Origin of the sequence: Pseudomonas sp. PS01297, assembly GCF_029959305.1 — a bacterium.
In the GTDB taxonomy this organism is placed as follows: Bacteria; Pseudomonadota; Gammaproteobacteria; order Pseudomonadales; family Pseudomonadaceae; genus Aquipseudomonas; species Aquipseudomonas helleri.
Window position 1 is genome coordinate 1 of the sequence record NZ_JASCPQ010000004.1, and the last position, 22,194, is coordinate 22,194.

Annotated in this window: 23 protein-coding genes and 1 pseudogene; 11 read left to right on the top strand and 13 right to left on the bottom strand. The window is 50.5% G+C overall.

The features are described from left to right. Positions 1-619 precede the first annotated feature (619 nt). From QMX84_RS02615 to QMX84_RS02635, 5 genes are all read left to right on the top strand, one after another. Positions 620-1,561 (top strand): hypothetical protein, encoded by a 942-nt coding sequence (locus QMX84_RS02615; protein ID WP_282363029.1) that lies wholly within the window; start codon positions 620-622, stop codon positions 1,559-1,561. Between the two features lie 351 nt (positions 1,562-1,912). Beyond that, the gene (locus QMX84_RS02620; protein WP_282363030.1) at positions 1,913-2,206 is read left to right on the top strand and encodes a hypothetical protein; all 294 of its coding nucleotides are present in this window, start codon (positions 1,913-1,915) and stop codon (positions 2,204-2,206) included. Beyond that, on the top strand, positions 2,203-3,357 hold the full coding sequence (locus QMX84_RS02625) for a relaxase/mobilization nuclease domain-containing protein (protein ID WP_282363031.1): 1,155 nt from the start codon (positions 2,203-2,205) through the stop codon (positions 3,355-3,357). Before QMX84_RS02620 ends, QMX84_RS02625 begins: the two co-directional genes overlap by 4 nt. Positions 3,358-3,848: 491 nt before the next feature. Then, positions 3,849-4,160 (top strand): hypothetical protein, encoded by a 312-nt coding sequence (locus QMX84_RS02630; RefSeq protein ID WP_282363032.1) that lies wholly within the window; start codon positions 3,849-3,851, stop codon positions 4,158-4,160. Then, on the top strand, positions 4,157-4,759 hold the full coding sequence (locus QMX84_RS02635; RefSeq protein WP_282363033.1) for a hypothetical protein: 603 nt from the start codon (positions 4,157-4,159) through the stop codon (positions 4,757-4,759). Before QMX84_RS02630 ends, QMX84_RS02635 begins: the two co-directional genes overlap by 4 nt. Before the next feature lie 936 nt (positions 4,760-5,695). Here the strand turns inward: QMX84_RS02635 and QMX84_RS02645 are convergent. The 5 genes and pseudogenes from QMX84_RS02645 to QMX84_RS02665 form a co-directional block, all read right to left on the bottom strand. After that, the gene (locus tag QMX84_RS02645) at positions 5,696-6,169 is read right to left on the bottom strand and encodes a hypothetical protein (protein ID WP_282363035.1); all 474 of its coding nucleotides are present in this window, start codon (positions 6,167-6,169) and stop codon (positions 5,696-5,698) included. After that, a complete protein-coding gene (locus QMX84_RS02650) occupies positions 6,166-6,480 on the bottom strand; it encodes an STAS-like domain-containing protein (protein WP_282363036.1) in 315 nt (104 codons plus the stop codon). The genes QMX84_RS02645 and QMX84_RS02650 overlap by 4 nt, the downstream gene beginning before the upstream one ends. Positions 6,481-6,989: 509 nt before the next feature. Beyond that, positions 6,990-7,355: pseudogene (locus QMX84_RS02655) on the bottom strand (histone-like nucleoid-structuring protein, MvaT/MvaU family); the annotation flags it as partial. A 157-nt stretch (positions 7,356-7,512) separates the two neighbouring features. After that, positions 7,513-7,836, bottom strand: coding sequence for a hypothetical protein (locus QMX84_RS02660; protein WP_348775187.1), 324 nt, complete (start codon positions 7,834-7,836; stop codon positions 7,513-7,515). A gap of 15 nt (positions 7,837-7,851) precedes the next feature. Further along, positions 7,852-8,331: a 3'-5' exoribonuclease gene (locus tag QMX84_RS02665; protein ID WP_282363037.1), complete on the bottom strand. Its 480-nt coding sequence runs from the start codon at positions 8,329-8,331 to the stop codon at positions 7,852-7,854. 601 nt (positions 8,332-8,932) lie between these two features. On the opposite strand from QMX84_RS02665, the gene QMX84_RS02670 reads away from it, so the two are divergent. After that, complete coding sequence (locus QMX84_RS02670; RefSeq protein WP_282363038.1) at positions 8,933-9,892, top strand: hypothetical protein; 960 nt, start codon at positions 8,933-8,935, stop codon at positions 9,890-9,892. Between the two features lie 148 nt (positions 9,893-10,040). Here QMX84_RS02670 and QMX84_RS02675 read toward each other — a convergent pair whose 3' ends face one another. The 3 genes from QMX84_RS02675 to QMX84_RS02685 are packed head-to-tail and all read right to left on the bottom strand — an operon-like array spanning position 10,041 to position 12,398. Continuing rightward, on the bottom strand, positions 10,041-10,481 hold the full coding sequence (locus tag QMX84_RS02675) for a DUF6527 family protein (protein WP_282363039.1): 441 nt from the start codon (positions 10,479-10,481) through the stop codon (positions 10,041-10,043). Next, entirely contained in the window at positions 10,478-11,674 is a 1,197-nt protein-coding gene (locus QMX84_RS02680; RefSeq protein ID WP_282363040.1) for a ThiF family adenylyltransferase, read from the bottom strand. Before QMX84_RS02680 ends, QMX84_RS02675 begins: the two co-directional genes overlap by 4 nt. After that, positions 11,649-12,398: a multiubiquitin domain-containing protein gene (locus QMX84_RS02685; protein WP_282363041.1), complete on the bottom strand. Its 750-nt coding sequence runs from the start codon at positions 12,396-12,398 to the stop codon at positions 11,649-11,651. Before QMX84_RS02685 ends, QMX84_RS02680 begins: the two co-directional genes overlap by 26 nt. 213 nt (positions 12,399-12,611) lie before the next feature. On the opposite strand from QMX84_RS02685, the gene QMX84_RS02690 reads away from it, so the two are divergent. From QMX84_RS02690 to QMX84_RS02700, 3 genes are all read left to right on the top strand, one after another. Further along, entirely contained in the window at positions 12,612-12,983 is a 372-nt protein-coding gene (locus QMX84_RS02690) for a helix-turn-helix transcriptional regulator (protein WP_010217754.1), read from the top strand. Between the two features lie 14 nt (positions 12,984-12,997). Then, positions 12,998-13,864, top strand: coding sequence for an ImmA/IrrE family metallo-endopeptidase (locus QMX84_RS02695; RefSeq protein WP_282363042.1), 867 nt, complete (start codon positions 12,998-13,000; stop codon positions 13,862-13,864). Between the two features lie 313 nt (positions 13,865-14,177). After that, a complete protein-coding gene (locus QMX84_RS02700) occupies positions 14,178-15,827 on the top strand; it encodes a hypothetical protein (RefSeq protein ID WP_282363043.1) in 1,650 nt (549 codons plus the stop codon). A 137-nt stretch (positions 15,828-15,964) separates the two neighbouring features. On the opposite strand, the gene QMX84_RS02705 is transcribed toward QMX84_RS02700, so the two are convergent. The 3 genes from QMX84_RS02705 to QMX84_RS02715 are packed head-to-tail and all read right to left on the bottom strand — an operon-like array spanning position 15,965 to position 17,544. After that, positions 15,965-16,558, bottom strand: a complete 594-nt coding sequence (locus QMX84_RS02705; RefSeq protein WP_122768510.1) for a DUF4326 domain-containing protein — start codon at positions 16,556-16,558, stop codon at positions 15,965-15,967. Beyond that, the gene (locus tag QMX84_RS02710; RefSeq protein WP_282363044.1) at positions 16,555-16,998 is read right to left on the bottom strand and encodes a DUF488 domain-containing protein; all 444 of its coding nucleotides are present in this window, start codon (positions 16,996-16,998) and stop codon (positions 16,555-16,557) included. Before QMX84_RS02710 ends, QMX84_RS02705 begins: the two co-directional genes overlap by 4 nt. Positions 16,999-17,007: 9 nt before the next feature. After that, positions 17,008-17,544: a hypothetical protein gene (locus QMX84_RS02715; RefSeq protein ID WP_282363045.1), complete on the bottom strand. Its 537-nt coding sequence runs from the start codon at positions 17,542-17,544 to the stop codon at positions 17,008-17,010. A 556-nt stretch (positions 17,545-18,100) separates the two neighbouring features. Between QMX84_RS02715 and QMX84_RS02720 the strand changes: the two genes are divergently transcribed. Both QMX84_RS02720 and QMX84_RS02725 read left to right on the top strand, forming a co-directional pair. Beyond that, positions 18,101-18,883 carry a phage Gp37/Gp68 family protein gene (locus QMX84_RS02720; RefSeq protein ID WP_282363046.1) on the top strand — a complete coding sequence of 261 codons (783 nt, stop codon included), beginning with the start codon at positions 18,101-18,103 and terminating at the stop codon, positions 18,881-18,883. Between the two features lie 31 nt (positions 18,884-18,914). Then, entirely contained in the window at positions 18,915-20,147 is a 1,233-nt protein-coding gene (locus tag QMX84_RS02725) for a three-Cys-motif partner protein TcmP (RefSeq protein ID WP_282363047.1), read from the top strand. Between the two features lie 560 nt (positions 20,148-20,707). Here QMX84_RS02725 and QMX84_RS02730 read toward each other — a convergent pair. Both QMX84_RS02730 and QMX84_RS02735 read right to left on the bottom strand, forming a co-directional pair. Beyond that, positions 20,708-21,115 carry a hypothetical protein gene (locus QMX84_RS02730; protein ID WP_282363048.1) on the bottom strand — a complete coding sequence of 136 codons (408 nt, stop codon included), beginning with the start codon at positions 21,113-21,115 and terminating at the stop codon, positions 20,708-20,710. A gap of 226 nt (positions 21,116-21,341) precedes the next feature. Then, on the bottom strand, positions 21,342-21,896 hold the full coding sequence (locus QMX84_RS02735) for a hypothetical protein (protein ID WP_282363139.1): 555 nt from the start codon (positions 21,894-21,896) through the stop codon (positions 21,342-21,344). Positions 21,897-22,194: the final 298 nt, after the last annotated feature.

Consider the following 22,194-nt stretch of genomic DNA (forward strand, 5'->3'; position numbering starts at 1 on the left):
GTCTCGCGATCTTTTGCTTTTGAAAATCAAAAGATCGCGAGACAAGCTCGCTCCTACAGGCTCAATGTTTACATAAGTCAATTGCCACTAGGATTCCTGATAAACTCCCGGCCATTACGCCTCAGCAGAAGCTAAAAGGCTTTGCTGCACTGTGCTTCTCCAAGCAGGCGAAACGGCTGAAAAGCACATATTTGAACGATAGATCATGACCGAAAAACACTCTAAAGCCTCTCATCTAGAGCGCTCAGAACCCTCCAGAAGATTTTCTGTGGCACCCATGATGGATTGGATCGCCAAAGCGTTAATTCATTGACCAAAACCGTCATCGTGTTCGCCTCGTGTACGTATTTATGTAGCAGCCTCGTACCAAAATAGCTGAATTATTGGACAGACTGGTTGGAATCCACAGTGACGGTGTACACGCTCAGTCATGGCATTACCGACTGGCACTACCCACTTTTCTTCCAACCTTGGCACCGATGACAAGGCAAATTTCGCCATAGCGACTACACCGTGTGATCACCTGCCATCGAAGGGCGTGACACGGAGGTGGTTATGTTGCCGTATTACTTCAGATAAACTCACACTGGAAACGATGATCCTATAGGTAGTAATCAAAATGACTTTGATTGTTGCAGGCTATGAGTACGCCAAGTCCGTTGACTACTCGAAATACTTTGATGACGAAGCGAAACCCAGCGATCCCACGATGGAGATTGAAGGCCTGTACGTTGTAGCGGACAGTGCGATCACAGACGCGAACGGTAAAACGCTTCTCAATGGTTTCAGAAAAACTTACGAAATCGATGTGAAACTATGGAAGCCAAGTTTTTCTCCTGGTGGCTCATTCCATAGTTATAACCAAGTATACGAAAACAATAAAATATTCATAAGCTTTGCAGGGAGCACTCTTACTGCGCAACACATAATTAATAGCATTACTTCGCACCTCGGCAAGCTCAGAATCAGCTACCGAAGATCCCAAGAAGGGTCAATCGGCTACACCGCGATTCGGCACTGTCAGAAAAATCCTCTCGAACAAAATACCTCTGGCTCCACATGGGATGACGATACGTTCCTTGATCGTAACTTTGAAGGTCTTCTCACTGGAGAACTTATTGCTAGCACAATAGAATACTCAATTACCGAAGCATTAACCTCGGCCTCTAAGTTTAAGCTGGAACTTAAAGACTTCGAAGCGATGCACACAGAGTTGCTAGCTGGCGTTTGGTGCCCGGCAAATAGACGGCATGAACTCTATGTTTACAGGATGGAAAGCAAGCGTGATGATGATGGAGTTCTAGTCCCCTACACAAGAAAACGCTTGGTTCCTGAGAACGAAATAGTTGTGCTCGGCATGCAAAAACAACTTGAAAGCCAAGCGCAGAAAGCCTTCGAAAAATCACTCTCCACATTCACCCCGCCCTCGAAAGAGTTACTCAATTTTGTACGCGACGCGATAAAAAACGTTGCGGCGCAGGGAAAAAAAGGCATCGCCTTCCCTATGTCCCTGACTACATTAACGCGACACAAAATAAAAAAGATTTTTCACCAAGAATAAGCGTAAAAAAGCCAGCTGAAATCATAATCCTCAACAGCGGAGTCGCAACCCCCTTTTGCGATTCCACTATACCACTATGCAAAAACACACTCACCCAAAGCGAATTCGCACTCCATTAGAGCGAAACCGCACTCACCTATTGCAATTTCGCATTCACACCTTGCGAAAGTTTAGCTATACATTAAAAAATCTTTAAATATCTGTTGAGCCATCAAAAGCTCCAATTGCACAATAGCTAAGAGTTTCATTTTAGCCAGTTGTGTCTGTGTCAGACAAGCAGGACTAGATACTCACATCCCTCCGGGTGTTGCGTGATTGCCTCGACAAATAAAACAATAAAAGAGAGTCAAGATGAAAAACACTGAGAAGCAGAATAAAGAGACTAGGATCACTTTCAGGCTTAACAAGTCTGAGCTAGATGCCCTGAATGCAAAGATGGCTGAAGCAGGCTATAAGTCCGCTGGGACGTTTATCCGTGACTACGTTGCCAATGGGCAGGTGAAGCCCAAAGTCACCCAGGACATTGTTCAGATCGCCCGTGAGCTTATGAACCTCGCCTCGATGATCAACGCGGGCCGTCCAGGCTCCGAACTGCTTGAGAAAGTGAAGTATATCGCCCAAGTCAACTTTGGGGGTGTTGCATGATCGGCAAGATTTTTCCTAAGTCAGTAGGCTCGTTTAAGAACCGGATTCGGTACATTTTTGGCTGCACCAAGCACGATCACGATATCAGCGGAATCCGGACGATCAGTCACAACACTATGAGCAAAGATCCGCTGCCAGGCGTCCTTCAGGGTAACGAAGCAGACCTCGCGGAGATGATCAAGGAGTTCGACCAGATTGAGACCCTTCGCCGCTTCTCAATCGACTCTGATAAAGCCATCAAGCCAGTCTTCCACGCAATGTTGTCCCTTCGGCCCGGAGAGTCCCTGACGACCGCACAGTGGCGCACAGCCGTCCAGACCTACATGACAGACCTGGGCTTCAACGAGACCAACCAGTACGTAGCTGTAATGCACCAAGACAAAGAACACCAACACGTCCACATCGTCGCTAACAGGATCAGGCTCAACGATGACTTCTCCATGGTCAAAGACAGCAACGAGCGAACCATCAGCCTCGACTCAGTGTCGGGCATAGAAGATCGCTTCGGCCTCACCAAGGCACCAAAGCCCAAGGACACATGGGGCGCCTCGATCACTCACGCAGAGCTCCAAGCCTCGATCCGCGACGGCGACCTGCCGTTGAAGCACAAGATGATCGCGAAGATCGCAGGCGCTATCGAAGCCACCAACGCCGTCGATGGCGATATGTTCACGTTCACCCGGCTACTAAGGAAGCAAAAGGTCTATATCGACCTGACCCTCAACGAGGACGGCCAACCAAAAGGAATATCGTTTGAGCTTGACGGCAAATATATAAGTGGCAGACACCTCAAGCGCTCCAGACTCACATGGCACAAACTAACTACGCAGGAAGGAATACACTATGACCCCGAAACCATTCGTGAACTTCAGGATGACATTGCGAGAAGAGATAGCGAAGAACAAGAAAGAGCTCGAATCTATTACTTTGAGTTCGTTGCTACTCCAGGAAAGAGAAGAAGCCCGATCTACGTCAGATTCACAGCCAGGGACTATGAAGTCCAGAAAATGATTCAGGAGGTTCTTGAGCTGCTGGATGCTATTTTTGATGAGCTATTTAAGCCAAGGGAGTGCAGGTTGATGCGCAGTTACATAGAGTACATACCAGGCCAGCCGCTGGAGCTAGAAGAGGAACAGGCTCCAGCGCTATAAGATCTCGTTAGTCAGTTAGTACGCAGGAGGGCTGAGTCAGCCTTCCTTTATTGCGCCTTCTATCTTGGACTCTATGGCTTTGGCTTAGTAGAAGATATTGGCGCTTAAAGGGTAGCTGGACGTGTATTCGGTGGCTCACAAGATGCCTGCAACGAGCTGAATAAACGGGCCTGGAACAGGGTATTTGAGTAATGCTGACGGCATGCCAAACTCAGTCAGAGAGCTTATTCATGCAGACCGGCATTTGGCACGCCCTTCGGGCCAGCTGTCGTGAATCAAGCCAGCCATTTTCAATGGCTATCTTGCCCCTCCGGGCTTCCATCTTCGTGCATGCGTGCTCCGCTTGCCTGATGTGACAGTCCTCCAACGCATCAGTCCCAACTGCCGTGCTTGGGCAAACCTGTATATCTTCAGAAAAAGATCACTTCAGGCTCAAGGTTTTCCGAAACCAACCGTTTGTGATGTGTAAGTACCTTTTTTGAGCGACGGCTTTGACCCTCTCTACACATGACTTCGCACAGCGCTTATGCGGCGTCTTATCGTTCCCCTGCACGATTCTCGGCAACCGCCAGCGGCGCACATGGGAGCGGCTGATCAGCCACATCGAATCGTCAGCCTGCACATCCGAATTCGACAAAGCGGCGGCCTATGCCGAGGGCTATGTACAAGCCTTGGCCGATTGCGACCAGATCGAGATTTCCATCGCGCGAGATCTGCTGATCATTGCAACGGTGGATGCATGGCGATTCGCCCGAACCTACCCGAATACTTCGACCAACCTGAGCTACCCAGGAAAACCATGACTTCCTTTTTTAAACGCTACGCCGACGGCGGAACATCAGACCTACACATCCATATGCCGCAGCGTCTTTTACCTACGACCGTCAGTCATTGTCACCTCGAGGTCTTAGTCGGCCATTGGGAAAAGTATCTGGTAGATCCCTCCTCCGTTCGTGAGCAGTTTCCGTGGGCTGCGCGATTCGTTATGGGCATGCCCGTTCCATCGTGGGCGCGCGGGCTGGAGTGGAACCTAGGGCAGAAGGCTCGCTTTATCTCTGCTGTGTGGTCAGGCGCGGATCTGGGGAGCTACCTCACGAATGACTGGTACGAGCCAGTGATCGGTAGCAGGGCATTGGCCGAAAACAGCGAGATTCTGGTAGATGGTCAGCAACGGCTTCACAGCCTTGAAAAGTATTTCCTCGACCGGCTGGGTGTTCCTGATGCACAAGGGCAAGCGAGGATCTGGTCTGAGCTTGGCAACGGCGAAAGGAGGCGGTTTCTGTCGACGATCTTTACACATACGCGGGCATCTTCTGGCGATGAAGTAGCGTTGCGCAAAACGTATGATCTTTGCGCACAGGGAGTTGTGTCCCGATCATTTGATCAGCGCACCTTTCGGTAATCATCAACGCTGCGGTAGTGGTGGCATGCCCTTACAGGGACGGCTGTCGTTAACCAAGCCATGTCTACGACAGGTCTTGGCCCTGCGGGCTTCCATCCTCATGCCCTCCGACCTTCCAGGTCTGCGCGCTCCGCTTTCAGAGCGATCCGACTCACCTTCTTGCTTGGACATTGGCTACCGCTCCCACATACTGCTGAGCATCCGATCAAAGACGAGGCCGGGCAGATGGGTTGGCTATTTTGGAAAGACAAGCGCCCCGAGTGGATTAAGGCGGAAGAACGAGAGTTCATCAAAGCTGCGAACCGGTTGAAGACGCTTCAGGTAACACCTCGCGGGGGCATGCGCATTGACCCCCAGGAGCTCAGGGATCAGATCATTGAGGCCCGAGAGTTATACAAAGACTTAGTTCAAACATAACGGTAGCAAGCAGGCAACTTGCTTGCAGCCACAGCCCATTCGCAGGGGTTCAAAAATGTAAAAATGGTTTTCAATGGAGGCCTATTTACTGACGCCATGGCCCTCAGTTCGGTGAGTTCTCAATGATATCGATTGAGGTGCCGAGCTCATCATGCATGCGCTCGAAGACTCTATTGAGGGCCGAATGGGGAATTGACTCTCTCAGGGTGCTCACCAACTGCAGCAACTCCTGGCCTTGCGCAAGGGGCATTTGAACATCGCTATACACTGTATCGTCATCGTCAGCCATACCCATCGGACTCTGCACGTAGATTAGGGTTGTTGCGTGCCCTTCGGGAGCGGCTGTCGTGAACCGAGCTTCGTCTCGGCCCACAGGGCTTCTATCCTCACGCCTGCGCGCCCTGCCAACAGACCCACCCTACTCTGGGTTCCCAGTTAAAACATTTCCCTACGGCATATGCAGATCGCAGAAACTCCAACGCTCGCAACTGGCCAATTTACGGAACGACTATTATGCGCCTACTTTTTCATTGTCAGCCGCATAGTGTAGTCTCGCCTACGAACTGCGAAAAGCTCTGCTTTTAGAATCTCTGCACATTTAAGTATTTCTGTTACTCGAGATGTTTCATCGGGTATTTTGAAAGGGAAGTTTCCGCCCGTACTAGCCTTGCCGAGTGCAGCATATGCATCACTGACGGCTTTTTTATTGAACCCCGGATAATCCCGCTCCATAGAAATAATTAGGGTGGAAAGTCTGATTTTTAAGCCTACTAGGTAAACAGGGCTGGCTTTCAACTTATCTGATGGATCAATACCCTCCCACCAAATGCATGAGCACTCTGCAAAATGATCAATTAAAATAAAAGCGTGCTCAAGTCGCTTAGAATAGTCGGCTGAAAAGGCTGTCCATTTCGAACGAATGGCAGTCAACCATGCGCCGAACATTCCCCCAATTACCGCGACAATCACTGCTTTAAACAGATCAAAAGTCATTTCACTGCCCTCTCGATATGGTACCAGATCTCTTCCTCTATCAAGAAGTCCTTCACATCGATTTTCAATTGATTACGAAGTTCGTTCACTGTGTAGCCGTGACTCCTTATCAGCCCGCCGAATACCTCCTCAGTCCACGATGCTGGAAAACCAGTAACATCATTCAAATCAAGTACGACCTCATAATTTTTCTTAAGCGCTGGGGCCAACCAATCATTTCGAAACTCTTCCGCGCTGTGCCGGCCATGCGATTTATAGCGGTTAAAAGGGTATTTTGTGTACTCGGCCAGTTTAAGAATAAACAATGTCATGCTCGACCACCATTTAAGGAAATGGTCAGTCGCACTTCAGTACCTTGCCGATGAGCGGTTGCGCCATATTGCTGGCCTGCCTCTGTCGCAAGAAATAGGCAATTGCCACTCCTAATAGACATCGATTTTAGATAGCCATCGCTGACCGCCCGAATTATAGTTTTTAGCCCTTTGCCACGGTGCGGGATTCGAGATTCCAAACTCAAGGCTAACTTCATTGCTGAAGTGTCGGTGAATTTCTTCTGATCGAGTTTACTGATCGAACCTAGCACTCCTTGTCCGTCATCAGAAATGCATATATCAATGACATCGCCACTAATCGACACGGTCAAATCCCAATTCACAATGGCGTCAGTGTCAGAACCAGCATGCTCATATACGTTGCTAATCACTTCCGCGAGGTGTCGATAATTACTAACGAAAACATCATGTATATCAGCATTGCTGAACAGCTCATCAATTTTCTGAAAATCCACTTCATCTCCGGTGGATGATGGTAATCGCAATAAACGAATGGTTTCACTTTCGAAGTTTTCGGAATCGTATTCGGCTTTACTTCCCTTCAAGACGTTGTAATTGCCGTCTTCCATATCGACGACCTCGCCCGAGAGGGGACTCTTATATACCTTGCCGGCCCGAACTTTCCGGGTGCTCTTAGTCTCAGCAGCAGCTGGAACGCGGCGTCTATGGGGCTGAGGATCGAGGACGGCGACGATATCTTTCAAGCTGTAGCCATACTCGCCGAGCAGATCCAAGAGCTTCTGCTCGAATTCGATCTCACGCTTCAAGCCGCCATCGTTTCTAAGGGTTTCAAGCTCTGCTAACTGCGCGGCAAGCTTCTGTTCAAGATTCCGGAATTCGGCAAGACGGGACATGTAACACCTCAGCTATCTAGTGATGGCAGTATAGTCAGCGCCGTCCACTGTAGATAGTCGAAGCTGCCTCGGATGCTTATCGCTGAAGCGCTCGTCTAGCGGACATGTGAGTATCCAAGTGCTGTACTTCAGCCTGCCATTGCGTCAGGAATTTTTCCTAATCATGGGCGTAGGGGCCATCGATCAGGCGCGTCGAGCCGATGCTCGCTTGTAGAAAACGCTCACGCCACGGCTGTGGAATACTGGCCTCGTCCACAATGTTGATACTGGAACGGTGGCGCTCAATCTGGACTGCTTTGCGGACGGCATCGGTATCGAGGCTTGGATGACTCAGCTTTAAGTCGACCCGTTCCTGGTCGTCAATTTCGTCTAGAACATCCAGAATCGCGGCAGCCTTCGGATCGCCTGGCATCAGGTGCGACAGTGTCCAGAGTGCTTTGCGCCTGACAGCCTCACGCGTACGAAGATCATCATCAGCCATGTTCAGTGCCTCGATTTAAACCGGCATTAGTCGACGATAAAGGTCGGCTAAGAGGCGAGCATCCAGCAGCGCGTGATGGGGAAGTTCCGTGAGCGTCACGTTGCCGATATCATCCGCTTCGAGATGTCTGAATAACAGGATCAGGTTGATCGCGCGATTAGCAACGTTAGCTGGCCAACGATGATTTACATAGGCCAATTGGCAGAAGAGATCCCAGTCCCAGTCCGGAGCGTCCGAGCAAATCTCGAGCGGGCCTTCAAGGTTGCTCAGGAAAGCGAGCAGTGAGGTTTGAGCTTCGACCAGGGGTTGCCCATGTTCAGGTAGGTTGAGCTGAGGTAGGACGTTCTGGATCACGAAGTCGCTGCAGTCTCCCACGAGGTAGGTGTCTGTGAGTTCAACGTAGTATTCGTGGCCGGCCTCGGACACGAGTGCCAGCGAAATCAACTTCGTGTCCCAGTTGAGCTGGGTGAACTCGCAATCCAAAAATAGCTTCATCCCCTCCTCCCTTGTGAGTACCTGGTTACTGCGAGTATTTATATGGCTCGCGCCAATCACCATTCAGTTATGCGTACTGCACATATCGAGAAATGAGCGTCTATTTGAGCGTTACAGTCGCGAACGTCCTAGCGTACTCCTTGGGAACGACACACAGACAGTTATCTAAGGTCATCTCCTCGCTGCGCTAATATCCATAGTGCACAAGCCGGACAATGGCGCCCATCTATTGATCACGGGCAGCACGCAGAAGAATCTTGGCGTCTGATTTCAAAATAGCCAACGAGGGGGTGTCTGGAAAATTCATGGTCAAACCTCACAATATCAGCGTTGGGGTCTAGAAGATTACTGACCATTGGGATGGCTTGAAAAAAGATGAGGATGGAATGACGGTGCAGAGACTTCCCGGAGCTAGAGCCGTACTCCTCCCTCAGCGGAGCACGATTAATATCGCCATTCAGTAATGGCCCAATCAAGACATCGCCGTCACATTTAATTAACATGTCGCCGCGCCTGCTTCTTCGGGCGGAGCAGCACGTTGGACGAGTGCTCCGCCTCGCGCGCCCCCTTCTTGAAAAACCGCTATCCGATTAGAGGCCACATGGACTATCGCCTATCCAATTTAATAGATGACTACCTGCAGGCTGTTCGGACAGCGTGTACGTTGATGCAAAAATCGGGAATCGCTCTTCCCTACACATCCGGGGAATGGGTTGAAACCGACCATTCAAAATTCACCACTCTGAATGAAGGCACCGCCTTTTATAAGCATGGGGTTGGATGCTGGGTGGATCTACCCGACGGGCGCGTAGATTTTGACTTTGGTCGACTGGGTGAGATATCGGGTCTAGACGCATGGCGACTCGGAAACTTCGCCAAGCACCGAGACGAGACCTATGGTTTCGCGGATAACAAAGAACTCATTGGGGTGTTTAACCTGGCAGTGAGTCAGGGCCTACTTCTTCCGTTAGAAATGAACCTCTACCGCCTGGCCAATCAACCGCTAAAAAACACTACCTCCATCGATAGTAGAGATCAAGGCGACCTTCTGCCACACAGAGATTCCGACAAGGTTCTGACTCTAAACGTACATTACTTCTACGCAGCAGATCTGATGCTGAAGCAATATGACGCCATCAACAAAAAATGGGAAAATAATCAAAAAAAAACTTTTGAGGAAGAGATAAGATCAAGGATTTATATGGATTCTTGGCTGGGCTTTCTAGCCGTAACATGCGAGGGATACAAAAAGCTAAATGTGTATCTATTGCTGAATAACGAGCGCCCCCTTGAGTATCAAGAATTAGTTCCCGAGTCCAGCAAACTAAGTAAATCTATCAACAAGCATTACAACTACCTCCGAAAATTTCGTAATAATGTATTCCACTTGCGTGAGAGCGTCGACGACACGCTGGAATTTTTATCGCCCAGCGCAGATCGGTTGGCGTGGGCTCGGTCGATTCATAATGATCTTGAGAAATTTTTCTCAAACTATCGGATTTTTTGCGAGTGTCATTACATTACGAATGGGCGTAGAAGCGAGTCGAGTTTTTCTCGCTGACCTACTAATAATGCCGGCTAAAGGTACAGAGGGTTGGGACATTCAACTGAGATTAGGCTGCCTCAATGTCGGAAACGGGGGCCCTTCCTACCATGGGCCCGCTCTTTTCCTCCACATTCAGCGGAACGTAGGGTGGACGACGTCGCCATCACAGCCCCAACCATTGCCTTAGCTTTCCAAGCAATGAAGGCGCTCGGAGTGGTGGTTGTGCGGTTGGCAACGGTTGCTGAAGATTGCTGCTTGGCTTGCCAGTCTGAGCACGCGCCTTCGCTTCAACATCTAACTTCCGCCCCGCGTTGATCTCTTCCTGGGACATGTCTCCTGCCCACTCGATACGACCCGAGCGTACCCAGTAGTGCGAGCGACATGGGAACGCCCAGTTGCCAACGGAAGGTTTCAGAGAAACATTCTCCCCATCGAATGACATCTGCCAATCGGTTGGGGAGAAGGGTGTGATCACCTTGGTTCCGCAGCCACAGGCACAGAGGTGAGCTGCAGTTGCGAACTCCATGGCAAGGTAGAGCTCTCCTTGCTCCAGCCTGGCAGGGAAGCTCTCGACAAACTGCGGCGTTAAATGCTTCACCTTCATAAATCATCCTCCTCCTTTTCGCTGTTGCCCATTTCGTTGAGGTTGGTCGAGTAAGTGACCTGTCCAGCTTGGCAGTTATCCACATAGAAACCGCAAAGCCGCTTCCACATGCCCACTGCGAGCACCGCATTCAGCGCGTTCAGGTCTGCGATCTGAAGGTTCGAACGGTAAGCATCCTCTGCCTCATTCTCGGTCAACGGCATGGTACGAGACGCATGATCGTGATGATCTGGCGTCAGGGCGGTCACCCGGCAGGTGCCCCAGACTTGCTGGGTACCATCGACCAGATGCACTCCCATTCCCACATCGAGCAGTGATGTCCTAGTTCCTTTGAGCTCCCGGACGACCATTGCTCGCGCAGCGGTGTTGTCCACACAAAGGAACACGTAATCAAACTGCCGCAGCTCTCCCACGTTCGCTGCAGTGATCATTGTCGGGTGCTGAGTGATGCCAAGGTGCATTTGGCTGTACGCCTCATGGAGATACTCCACCTTCTTTAGGCCCCGTTCCAATGTGGTGAACGGCACAGCACCAGGGTAGCGGAACGCGTTGTGCTGCTGGAGCAGATCGCCATCGTAGAGGTGAACCTCCGCCACTGGAGTTTTCGAGACTTGATCTAGGATGTAGGCACCGGTGCCGCCCAGCCCAACAATCGCGATTTTCAGCCCTTTGAACCTCTGGGTGGCCATTGCAATTCCTGCACGCGGTGACGCCGTATCCGTGTAAGCGAACTTGGTGTCCTCCATGTCCGAACGAACGGGAGCGAAGGTCTTCGCAGTCACGCTAGGATCAATGGCCTGCGCTTGGCCGGCCAGCATCGATACATAGATCGATACCTTCTGGTAGTAATCGGCATACTCACTACCCCGCAGCTTGGCCGAGAAGTAGTGGTTAACGACCAGATCCGGCAGCAGCGTGTTCGCGTTGCTGTTGTTGATGATCTCTTCGAGGGGACGCCCTTGCGAATCGCAAGGGCGGTCACCAATGAAATGTGCCGTATGGTCGCTTGGTTTGCCTGCAATATCGGCCACCAGATTAAGTGCCATAACCAACACGCCTTTGCACACCTGACGTTCAGCGTTCACGTAGGGCACGTCCCGAACCAGGAGATAACCCTCCTTGGTATCCAGGTCATACCCTTCGTTGCGCAGGCTCAGGAGATGAGGACTACGACTTATCAGTTGGTGTGACATTGAAGTGCATCCCCTTCTTGATACGGACGTGTTGACCATCAACCAGGTTAGTCAGCGAGTTACCTTCATGGCCCTTGGCGTAGGTCACGGTGAAGTGAGCGTTGGGCCCAGGCTGCGCGTCCGGGTAGGCCAAATGCACCACCTCCCAGTACGACATAGTGCGGGTGTGGACGAACACCGGATGGGTGTTGACGAACACTTTGATGTTGATTTCAACTGCAGCGAAGTGCTCCACACCCGGACGAGCCAAGTCGAACAAGTCGCGGTCTTCGATCAGCTCATCGTCATCGCCGGGCACCACCAGGAAGATGTCGTATTTATCCGCATCGACGCCGGCGAGTTGCTTGAGGGTGCGCCCGGAAATCCGCTGAGCCCCCCAGTCCTGAGCCCGCCCTTCGATGAAGAAGCGGAAGGTGCGGTCGCTTTTGAACGCCAGGAACTTCTCGATGCCGGCCTGGCGCAGGTCGGTCGTCTCACTGGGGCTGAGCAGCTCCAGGTGCCCATTGGTGAGCACTTGGAACAACAGGTACTCGTCAACTGGGCGGAACTCAGCAGCCTCCAGCACCTGCTGCCCGGTTGGAACAGGATCAGCGATCACCAGAGGCCGGTACTCCAGCGCATCGTTGCCGAGCTGAATTTTGTACGGGCCGTGATCACGCACCTCGCGGCCCGCCAAGACGGCGGCTGCCACGTCCTCAACCTCAAAATCGTTCAATTGACTCATGGGGTGAATCCTCGTATTTGAACCAAATGATCTGTTGTCTAGACAGACAACACCACCGTCCTTAAAAAACGACCCAAGGGTCGTTGTCCAGCCAGACAACAGTGGACTTCAAAAAAAAGCCGCTTATTATGGATCATGAATCGCGAGCTGTTGTCTGGCTAGGCAACAGACTACTCCCGCCCGTTTGGGCAATGCAAGAGGTTGGAGAAAAAAATGGATTTGGCCGGGTTCATCGCTACCATGCGTGAACGGAAAGAGCTGAGCTTTCGTGACCTGGAGAGACGCGCAGGCGACTTGGATCACGCATACATTTGGAGACTGGAGAAGGGAGATCGAGCGGCACCCTCTGAGGAAGTCGTAGACCGCCTGAGTCAAGCGCTCGAGCTGGATGAGCGCGAAGTGGAGGTATTCAAGCTGCTGGCCAAGTCGGTCACGGTTGAGGACTCCCTATACCGTCTGATGGTCTCGAGGGTGGACATCCCATGGCTGGATTTTGAAGACGTGGCAACAATGAGCTTCCGAGGTGAGCGTCCCAACACCGAGGATGCGTGGCTCAAGCGGATCCAACTCATCCAGCAAATGTAACGGCGAGGGCTTTCATGGACGAAAACGTTGTCATCTCACGAGCTAGAAAATTGCTGAAAGACGCCGGCATCAACACAGCACCCGTTGATGTCGAGGCACTTGCGCTCCACTTGGGCTTCAAGGTCTCACGTGTGGAGCTTGAGGTGGGTGAAGCAGGTAACACTTTCGAAAGGCGTGGACAGAAGCACATCTGCGTCAACGAAAAGGACAGCCCGGTTCGACAGCGCTTCACGATCCTTCATGAGATCGCACACCATGCCCTTGAGCTCCCGTCCAAACACGGCGAGAAAGTGCCTGGTGATGAGCTAGAGCGCTTCACAGGGCGGCATCCGGAAGAGGTTTTGTGTGACCTCTTCGCTTCCGAGTGCTTGGTTCCCTCGGCAATGATCCAGCCATTAACCGAGGAGCGAGACTTTTCCTTGGAGAGCCTTGCCGATCTGGCTGATCACTTCCAGGCCTCCCGCTCCTGCATTGCATCCAAGTTCGCACAGACCTCTGAAGGCCATCTGGCTTTCGTTGTAGCTGAGGATGGCGTGGTCAAATATTCGATTGGCTCGATGGCCCTGCGAGATGCCAGGGTGTGGATCACTAAGGGGATCCCCCTCCCCCAGAACTCTGCAGCAGCCAAGGCGTACAAGGCAGGCATCAGCGGCCTTCATGAGGTAGACATTGAGGGATCAGACTGGAGCACCAGTAACGATGCTCGGCGATTCGCCTGCTACGAACAAGCCACGTACCACGCCCCTACCAGGCAGACCCAGTCAATCCTGAGCTTCGAAGAAATGGATCCTCGCCCTGTGTCGAACAGCTATCGTGCGAGAAATGATGATGATCTTCTGGAAGAGCTTGATGGTCGACCTGGTTGGTCGAAGTATAGGTAATGCCCCATACCCATTTCTGAGGGCATTGTAGAATAAACTTCAAAATACCGCTTCGGCGCGCACCTGCTCTCAGCACCTTGCGGAAAGCATATACCGACTTGCGATAAAAAAGCGCAATCTTACATCAACCAAGGACAAACAGTCAGCTGGTGCGAAAGTCAAACTACCACAACCATCCTAGCATCAGCTAAAATAAATAAACTCTTAAGCATTTAGCTTATAATGAATAGCAGCTCTAAAATCACCACAAGCGAAATCAGAGCCACCTTCAAATCCACTCACAACTATCATACTTCGAAATTCAAGGGACAGAATGAAAGAACTAGAGTCGCAAGTAGACAGCCTATTTGATGGAAATCCAATCTTAAAGCTGCCTTTCCCATACATCTACAACCATTTTTGCCAGATTGCAACCCGCAGCCTGTTAAACAACATGGAAATACCTTATAGCACACTCATCCCATACACCTTCATTTTTGAAAAAGTCAAAGACTTCACCAACCAAACATTAGAAGCCTGCACCGAATCAGGTTACAAAATAAAAAATGAAGACTTCAAAAATCTATTTGCATGTGCAAATCTAAATATTGTATTTCCATTTATTCATAATGACATATACAGCTTCACGAGAAAAAGCGAGCATGAATCTTATATCGATTACTTCGACAAAGATACAGAAGACCATGAGCTGACTGACGTCATCCTGACCAGTCTTTCACTTCCGGCGATAACCCAACTTGAGCGAAGCCCAAAGACTTTATTCGAGAAAATTTTTTACAGGCTCGATTCAAAGAGGCCGATTAATCCCACTGCATATTTTGACTACATCTCAAAAATGTATGCCAATTCCCAGGACGCCTTCGTTGAAGCCGACATAATACCTGACTCTTTTTACACGCACATTGGGTTTTCTTCCCCATCAGAGTTCAAAAAAATCCGTACAGCCTTTATGTGCATAGGCCAGACCTACATTGACGTATCAATTGTTGTCGATGAATACTTAACGGCCAACGCCTTGCACGACAAGCCGCTCGGGAAAAAGCTTTGGCAAGGTCTGGCCATGGCAAAAATGAAATACTCGGAAATCAAATACCTCATCCAAAAGCTGTCCGGCGTATCAAACTCGGATTTCGATAAATTCTCAGAATTCTTCTTCTGCGTCGAAGGCGAACACACTAAAATATCAAATAAATTCCTGCCGCCTTTTTGGCGCATCGAAGATGAAGTGTATTTCTTACCCGCAGCCATCGCCACTTTACTCGGAGCAAGAAACCTCCTGATTGCAATTCAAAATGACCCACCCAAGAAGAAGAAATATAAATTTGACAACATGATTTCCAAGCTTTTCGAGCCCGAGCTTTTAAAAAGGGCTGCGAAACACTTTGAAAGCAATGGTCTGGGCATAAGTCTGGAAAAAGATTTCGAAGGCGGCGAGATTGACTTATTGGTCTATTGCAAAGAATCTCATACCATCCTTACAATCCAAGCCAAAGCCACTCTATACGCTGAGTCCGCCAGGATGGCTAGAAGGCTAGATGGGCGAATTGAAGAAGCTGTAGATCAGACTTTACGTTTCGACAACCTAACCGACGAAGCCAAAATAAAGACTTTTAAAAAGGCTTTCCCCGGCATTCTCCACTTCGAAAGCCTCAAACATCTGCGCGGGGTTCTCACAAACGCTGGTTTCGGCACAAAACATGGCTGGCAGGCACTAAAACAGAACAACATCACGCCTATCAACTGCAACATTCTCAAGAATATTTTGCCCGAGTGCAACTCACTATCGGAGCTGCCTGACAGAATTCAAAAACTAATCGAAAAACTAAAAAATGAATGTGAGATTGTTGAATCACCGAAACTCTTTGAATTGCCAGACCACACTATCCACCAGAGACACGTCGAAACCCGAAACATGAAGGGCTTATACAATGCGCAATACTGGGGCGAAACCAGCAACCAGTAAAGCTCTATTAAAGCTGCATCGCCGATTAGTCTTTCGGCGATACATCTCAGAGCAATAGCTCTCAATGACGGAGCTGAATACCTGATACCCTAGTAGATTAGATATTCTACCAATCAATATTGTGTATTTAGTATCATCTACTGGCCATCATCTTGAGCATTAAGGTGCGCCGCCAAGACATCCCCATGGCACGCAGCAGGCTTACAGTGGCATGCGATGACCTTGCCCCTGATGATGCCTAAATTGTGCTCGAGGTTTTCAGATGCCTTGAGGAAGCCACGACCGAAGTCGTAGGCGAACTTGCGGATGACCTCATCACGATCACCGTCCTGGCCCATCTGGTAGGGATTCCCCCAGATAGTGCCTCGACCGATGTAGACGTCGTAGAGGTCTCCTCGATCCTTGTTCACCACCTGGGTGAGCTGCAGCGGGACGATACGGGTTGGAATCGAGGCCTGGCCCAAAGCTTTTCTCAAATCGGCAAAGCACTCGCGATCCTCCAAGAGAATCGCGTGCGTCGCTAATTCGACGGCGCCAGCCTGATCTTCCACCAGTTCGAAAGAAATGCCCTGCTCTTTCGCGTAGGTGCTCACATACTCGTTGGGGTCAGATACCGCAACCAGCCGCACATCAGGGGACTGGCTGGTGTAGAACTGTACCTTCCTCTGCAGCTTCGAGTAGCAGAGGAACTCCTTCGGATAGGCGATCAGGATAGTCTTGGTATCACTCATACGAGATGCTTGACGTCGATGGACTCGTCGCTCCAATGCTCTTTCAGGTACTCGGTCACGAGCCGACGATGGCACTGATGAGGTTGGTGCTCACTGCAGAGCAGGCACCCTCCCTCCATCAGGTCTCGGCGCACATGCTTTTCGATGTTGCGCGTCGCCATCAGGTTCATGAACTTCTCCTCGTACTGCTGCCAGGTGATGTCCTTCTTCTGGTACGGCGAGAGAATCTCCTTGGTAGGAGCCAGATCGGGCAGGTGGACGTAGTCGACGTCACAGATCTCGGTCAGGAAATACTTCAGGTCATCACGTTTGGCGAAGCCGGAAAGCTGGGAGATGTTGTTTAGCCGGACGTCCACGACCCGCTTGGCGCCTGAAAGCTTGATCAGAGAGAAGAAGCGCTCAGCCTTCTTTTCGGTGAAGCCGATAGTCAGTATTTTCATGGGCATCCGTCAGAGAATGGCTGCGACAAGCTTGTAGGCGTAACCCGTGTGGGGATCGATATCACCTAAGCTAACTGTAAAATAGTTGATTCCTTCTGGATGGTGAATACCAGTCCCAAGACCTAAGAAATACTGCTCAGCAGGTTCGTCAGTGATACTAAAAGCGTACTGAATCTGATTGTATAAGAAGAAAGTACGGGCCTTGAGCCTGTGGTTACCCCACTGAGCGCTTTCCGCTGAAACCCTAACAGAAACCCTTTCTGGCCGGATCAGGTATAGCGACTCCCGCCGTAGGTTCAGGGACTCTGGGGGAACCCGATCATTTACGCCACAACGACTGTGATGGCCCGACTCCCAAAGCCTCAGGGGATGATCTTCAAGGCCGGCGATCTGAACCAGACTCAATTGACCTTGCGAAATCCACAACGGTGGGTGGACGATAATATGGTTTTCATTCTGGTAGGGATGATTCTGCAAACCCGAAAAGGTCACTGCGGCCAGATCCCTTACCTGTACAGTTTGGCCGTTGGCGTACGTGCGTTCCACGTCCGAAATCGAGTCATGCTCTCGGTTGCTTACGGGGCGAATCCACACTCCTTGGTTCTCTCCCCCCCATAGCTTGCCGGCTATACAACGGCCATAAGGCTTCTTGGAACTGGCCAAGCATACGAACTGATGCGAGTACGGCATTCTGTAACTCCCTCCATGGTAGCAATGCGCCACACCTATCCTGCACGCATCACGCGCCCTTATCAATATCCTGGGGGCGCCGTTAGAACCGATACCGTAACCACGCATTTCTGGGGCCGGGGGTATAGGACGCCCGACCGATTGTTAGGCCGCTTCGGCAGACCACCGCTAGCTTTTTAGCTCTTTCCTCTCTTTCATATGCGCCATTGGGCAGGAAGCGTCTGCCTCTGAGGGCCAAATCGAGCAAATGACAGTAAACTGTACATGCGTACAGCTCTCGACTGAAAGAGTCCCAATCACCGCCTCATATCTGCCCTAACGGCAAGTAATTCATTATGATGGCCATCGAATTCGGCTCTCTCGGTCAGAAATGCGCCAATTAGGAACGCAAACGAGGGGGCTAGGAAAGGATATGGCAGAGACACAGATTGAGTGGACAGACTCTACCTGGAATCCGGTAGCAGGCTGCTCCATCATTAGTGCCGGGTGCAAAAACTGCTATGCCATGGAAATGGCACGTCGGCTTGAAGCCATGGGCACCCCGAAGTACATGGGCTTGACCCGCAAAAAGAACAAGCGCATCGTCTGGAACGGCTCTATCTTCGAAGACCATGACTCCTTGGCGATCCCGTATCGCTGGAAAAAACCTCGCAAGGTTTTTGTGAACTCAATGAGCGATCTCTTCCATGAGAAGGTCAGTGACGAGTTCATCGTTGCCGTGTGGAAGGTGATGCGAGAAACCCCGCATCACAACTATCAAATTCTGACCAAGCGCCCAGAGCGGATGAAGCAGATTCTCAATGAAGTCATCATTGAGGTACTGCCGAATGTGTGGCTGGGCACCTCCGTGGAAGATCGTGATGCTGCTGGGCGCGTTCAGTTTCTGAAAGACACACCTGCCCAGATCAGATTCATCTCCTTTGAGCCATTGATTGGCCCCGTAGGCAGCATCGATCTCTCGCAGATTGACTGGGCGATTGTCGGCGGTGAGAGCGGGAATAAAGCGCGGCCTGTGAAGGAAGGCTGGATTGATGAGATCTACACCCAGTGCCTAGAAAGCGGCACAGCGTTTTTCTTTAAGCAGTGGGGGACGTGGGGTGAAGACAATGTCCGCCGTTCGAAAAAAGCTAACGGTCGCGAATACCGTGGCAAAACCTGGGATGAAATGCCTGTAAAGCTGGTGGGCATGGCCTAGTAGAGACACCGTAGCCTGATAAGGAATATCCATGGTAGGAAAGATCTATACTTGGGAAGAAGGCGCTACCCTTTCCGAGCACTCAAGGAAAAAGCATCAGATTCTTCGCGAATACTTCTTTAACTATGTGATGACACGGTGCAGATCTCCTCAGGTAAGGAAATTTCGGCTCGCTGTCGTTGATGGCTTTAGTGGCGCTGGACGGTATAACTGTGGCGCAGCTGGATCTCCGATCATTTTCGTTGAGGAGCTGAGTCGAGCTATAACCGCCATAAACTTGAAGCGTGCGTTGGATAAGATGCCTCTTGTTGAGATCGAGTGCAGCCTTATCCTTAATGACGCTGAAGCAGAAGCCATCAAAATCCTCAAAACCAACCTTGCGCCCGTATTGCTTGAGCATGCTCACCCAAACCCAAATCTAAAAATCAATATCCATTACTTCTGTGAGCTTTTCGAAAATATCTATCCAACTGTTAAAGGTCTGATTCGCACCGAACGGTACAAGAGCATAATCTTCAACCTCGATCAATGTGGCCATAGCCATGTAGCTACCGAAACGCTGATCGACATGATGGCACTCAATGAGTCTGTGGAAGTTTTCTACACATTCATGATCGAGGCCCTGGTGGCGTTTCTAAAGAAAAATGATCCAGAAGCTCTCAGAACACAACTGTCTTACCTTCAGCTGACTAGCGCAGATTTCGAGGCATTGGTTCAGCATACTTCCAGGCGGGAATGGCTAGGAACAGCAGAGCGAATCGTGTTCAGTAGCTTTCAAAAATGCGCACGATTCGTCAGCCCGTTCTCTATTAATAACCCTGGAGGCTGGCGATATTGGCTCATTCATTTGGCCAATTCTCATCGCGCTCGACAGGTGTATAATGACATCCTCCACCAGGATATCGAAACACAAGCACACTATGGTAGAGCAGGACTCAACATGCTTGCGCACGACCCTAACGAGGGGAAGACACTTTACCTATTTAATGCCTCTGCCAGAGAACAAGCGAATGAAGAGTTGCTGGAGGATATTCCAAAGTTCCTTCACGACTCGACGCCGACGGTGCAGGTGAAAGACTTCTATGAGAAAATCTACAATAACACCCCAGCCCATAGTGACGACATAAATTCAGCACTGCTTGGTAGCAATGAAATCGTGATCAAGACTTCAAATGGAGGGGTCAGGCGTAAGGCTAGCCAGATCCACACTTCAGATATCATTACGTTCAAGCAACAGCGAAGCTTCTTCTTTCCTAAAATATGAATATTCATCGACCAGGGAATGGGCAGGTTGACTTCACTTCACACGAGAGTAGGTCTTTCCTATAAGGATGTCCCTGACTTTCAGTATCGTTGCCCCGGAGCAATTTGCAATTCCCTCTGGCTCATGTGCTGAAGAAAGGTCGGCTGTCATCTGCTGAAGAGAAAGCCAGTTGGAACAGCTACAGATCTAGGCAGCAGCCCACACGTCATCCTGCCACTTTTCAGACAGATTCGTATTGGGTACTGCTTGGCCAACCACTTAGAATCAAAGCCCAGCAGGAGAGGTTTTGCTTCAAAAGATTGCGTTGCTGGCTAGGTTTCCCTAGGGCATCAAGTCAGTGCAGAATCGGACGATGGCTAAGTTCTATAGGAGCGTTTCTGTTGTGAGCTGAATAAACGGGACTGGAACCTGGTGTTTGAGTAAAGCATGACTGCATGCAAATTTCAGCCAGACAGATATCGCAGTGCATTCACTAACTTCAGAAGCTCTCGCCCCTCCGCTAGCGGCATCTGAATATCGCAGTACACCGTGTCATCGTCTTGTCCCATGCCCTCACCCGCTCAGTCTTTTTTAGATTTATTTCTTGCGGCCCGATGCTGCTCCAGGTGTCGCATCTCTGCCTCCCAACTCGCCAGGAATTTATCCCAGCCTGAGGCGTATGGGCCATCGACCAACCTGGTCGACCCGACGCTTGCCTGGCAGAAACGCTCTCTCCAGGGTTGCGGAATAGTCTGCTCCAAAATGATGTTGATTCCGGAGTTATGGCGCATCACCGAGACAGAGTTACGAACCTGAATGAGGTCGAGTGGCTTATCGCTAGAGGGGGTGTCGTTTCGCTCTTGGTCGTCGAGATCATCGAGGATGGCAAGGAGGTCGGATGCAGTGGGATCGCCAAGACGGAGGCATGCAAGGGCCCACAGAGTCCTTCGCCTAGCGCCCTCAAGCTGACAGAGTTCATCGTGGGTCATTTCAGCCGCATCCTTGTTGATTTGATATCGGGCAGTAGCAATTGCGTGCCGCCTGCGGCGGAAGGCTGGCGAGAACTGAGCCACGGCTGCGCCGCGTCTCAGCCCGATGGGCGCTCATCCTGCACGCCTGCGCGCTCCGCTTGCCTGATACTCGCATGGAAAGGAAAGTCTGGCGCAGCGAGACCGAAGCCGGGGCAGGTTTAACCGTGCCCTACGTACAGGAATATTACTTATGGAGCTTACTGAAGCGACTCGATAGCACTGCAGCTTCGGTAGTTTCCCAAGCTTCAGGATCAGACGTGGTGTTGAACATCACCCATGCCCTCCACAGGAAAAAGGCGGCAACCAAGCTCGACTCAATTACCGCAAATACCGTAGTGGTATACATATAATCTGAATTTTCTCCAAAGAAGAAAAGCACTGGGAAGATCGAAGCGATCCAGCCGGCGACGAAAGTTAGACAAAATGCGATGGCCGCAGTGACCGTCAGGAAAATCGGGACTTGATATCTATACTGGGTTGCAAATAATTTCTCGCCGTTTTGCTTCGCTAGGCCGTACAAGATGCCTGTGTTTTTTTCTTTGTCATTGTTTCTTTTAAACAAGCCATACAAAGTTACACTCTCGCCGACCTCAAGCTCTTCGTAAAGCTTGTTCGACACTTGCAAATTCGGGATAACTGCACCGTCAATGCTGACTTTAGCTTTATGTCCGCCGTTCATTCGATCAACAGATCGAACGTAGTCAACTTTTCCTGAAACTTTCACGCAATCGAACTTCATCACTCACTATCCCTGCCTTCGCTTAAAAAGTGGATCTGGTTCTTGCCAAGACGTCGCTCAGTGACGATTGCAGGCGGGCTTACGCGGGCCATAAACGTCGGACTTGATGAGCGCGTCTCCCATCGAGACGTCCCTGGCGGTGTCTTAGGTGCTGCTCTCATGACCAATCCATCATCAATCCAAACATCCCGCCGCTATGTTCAAACGACTGCTTGGCAAACCATATGTCACGATAATATCACTATGATCTGTTTATCGAAACACGCTTGCCGTGGCTCTATCCTCAGTTTTGAGGATC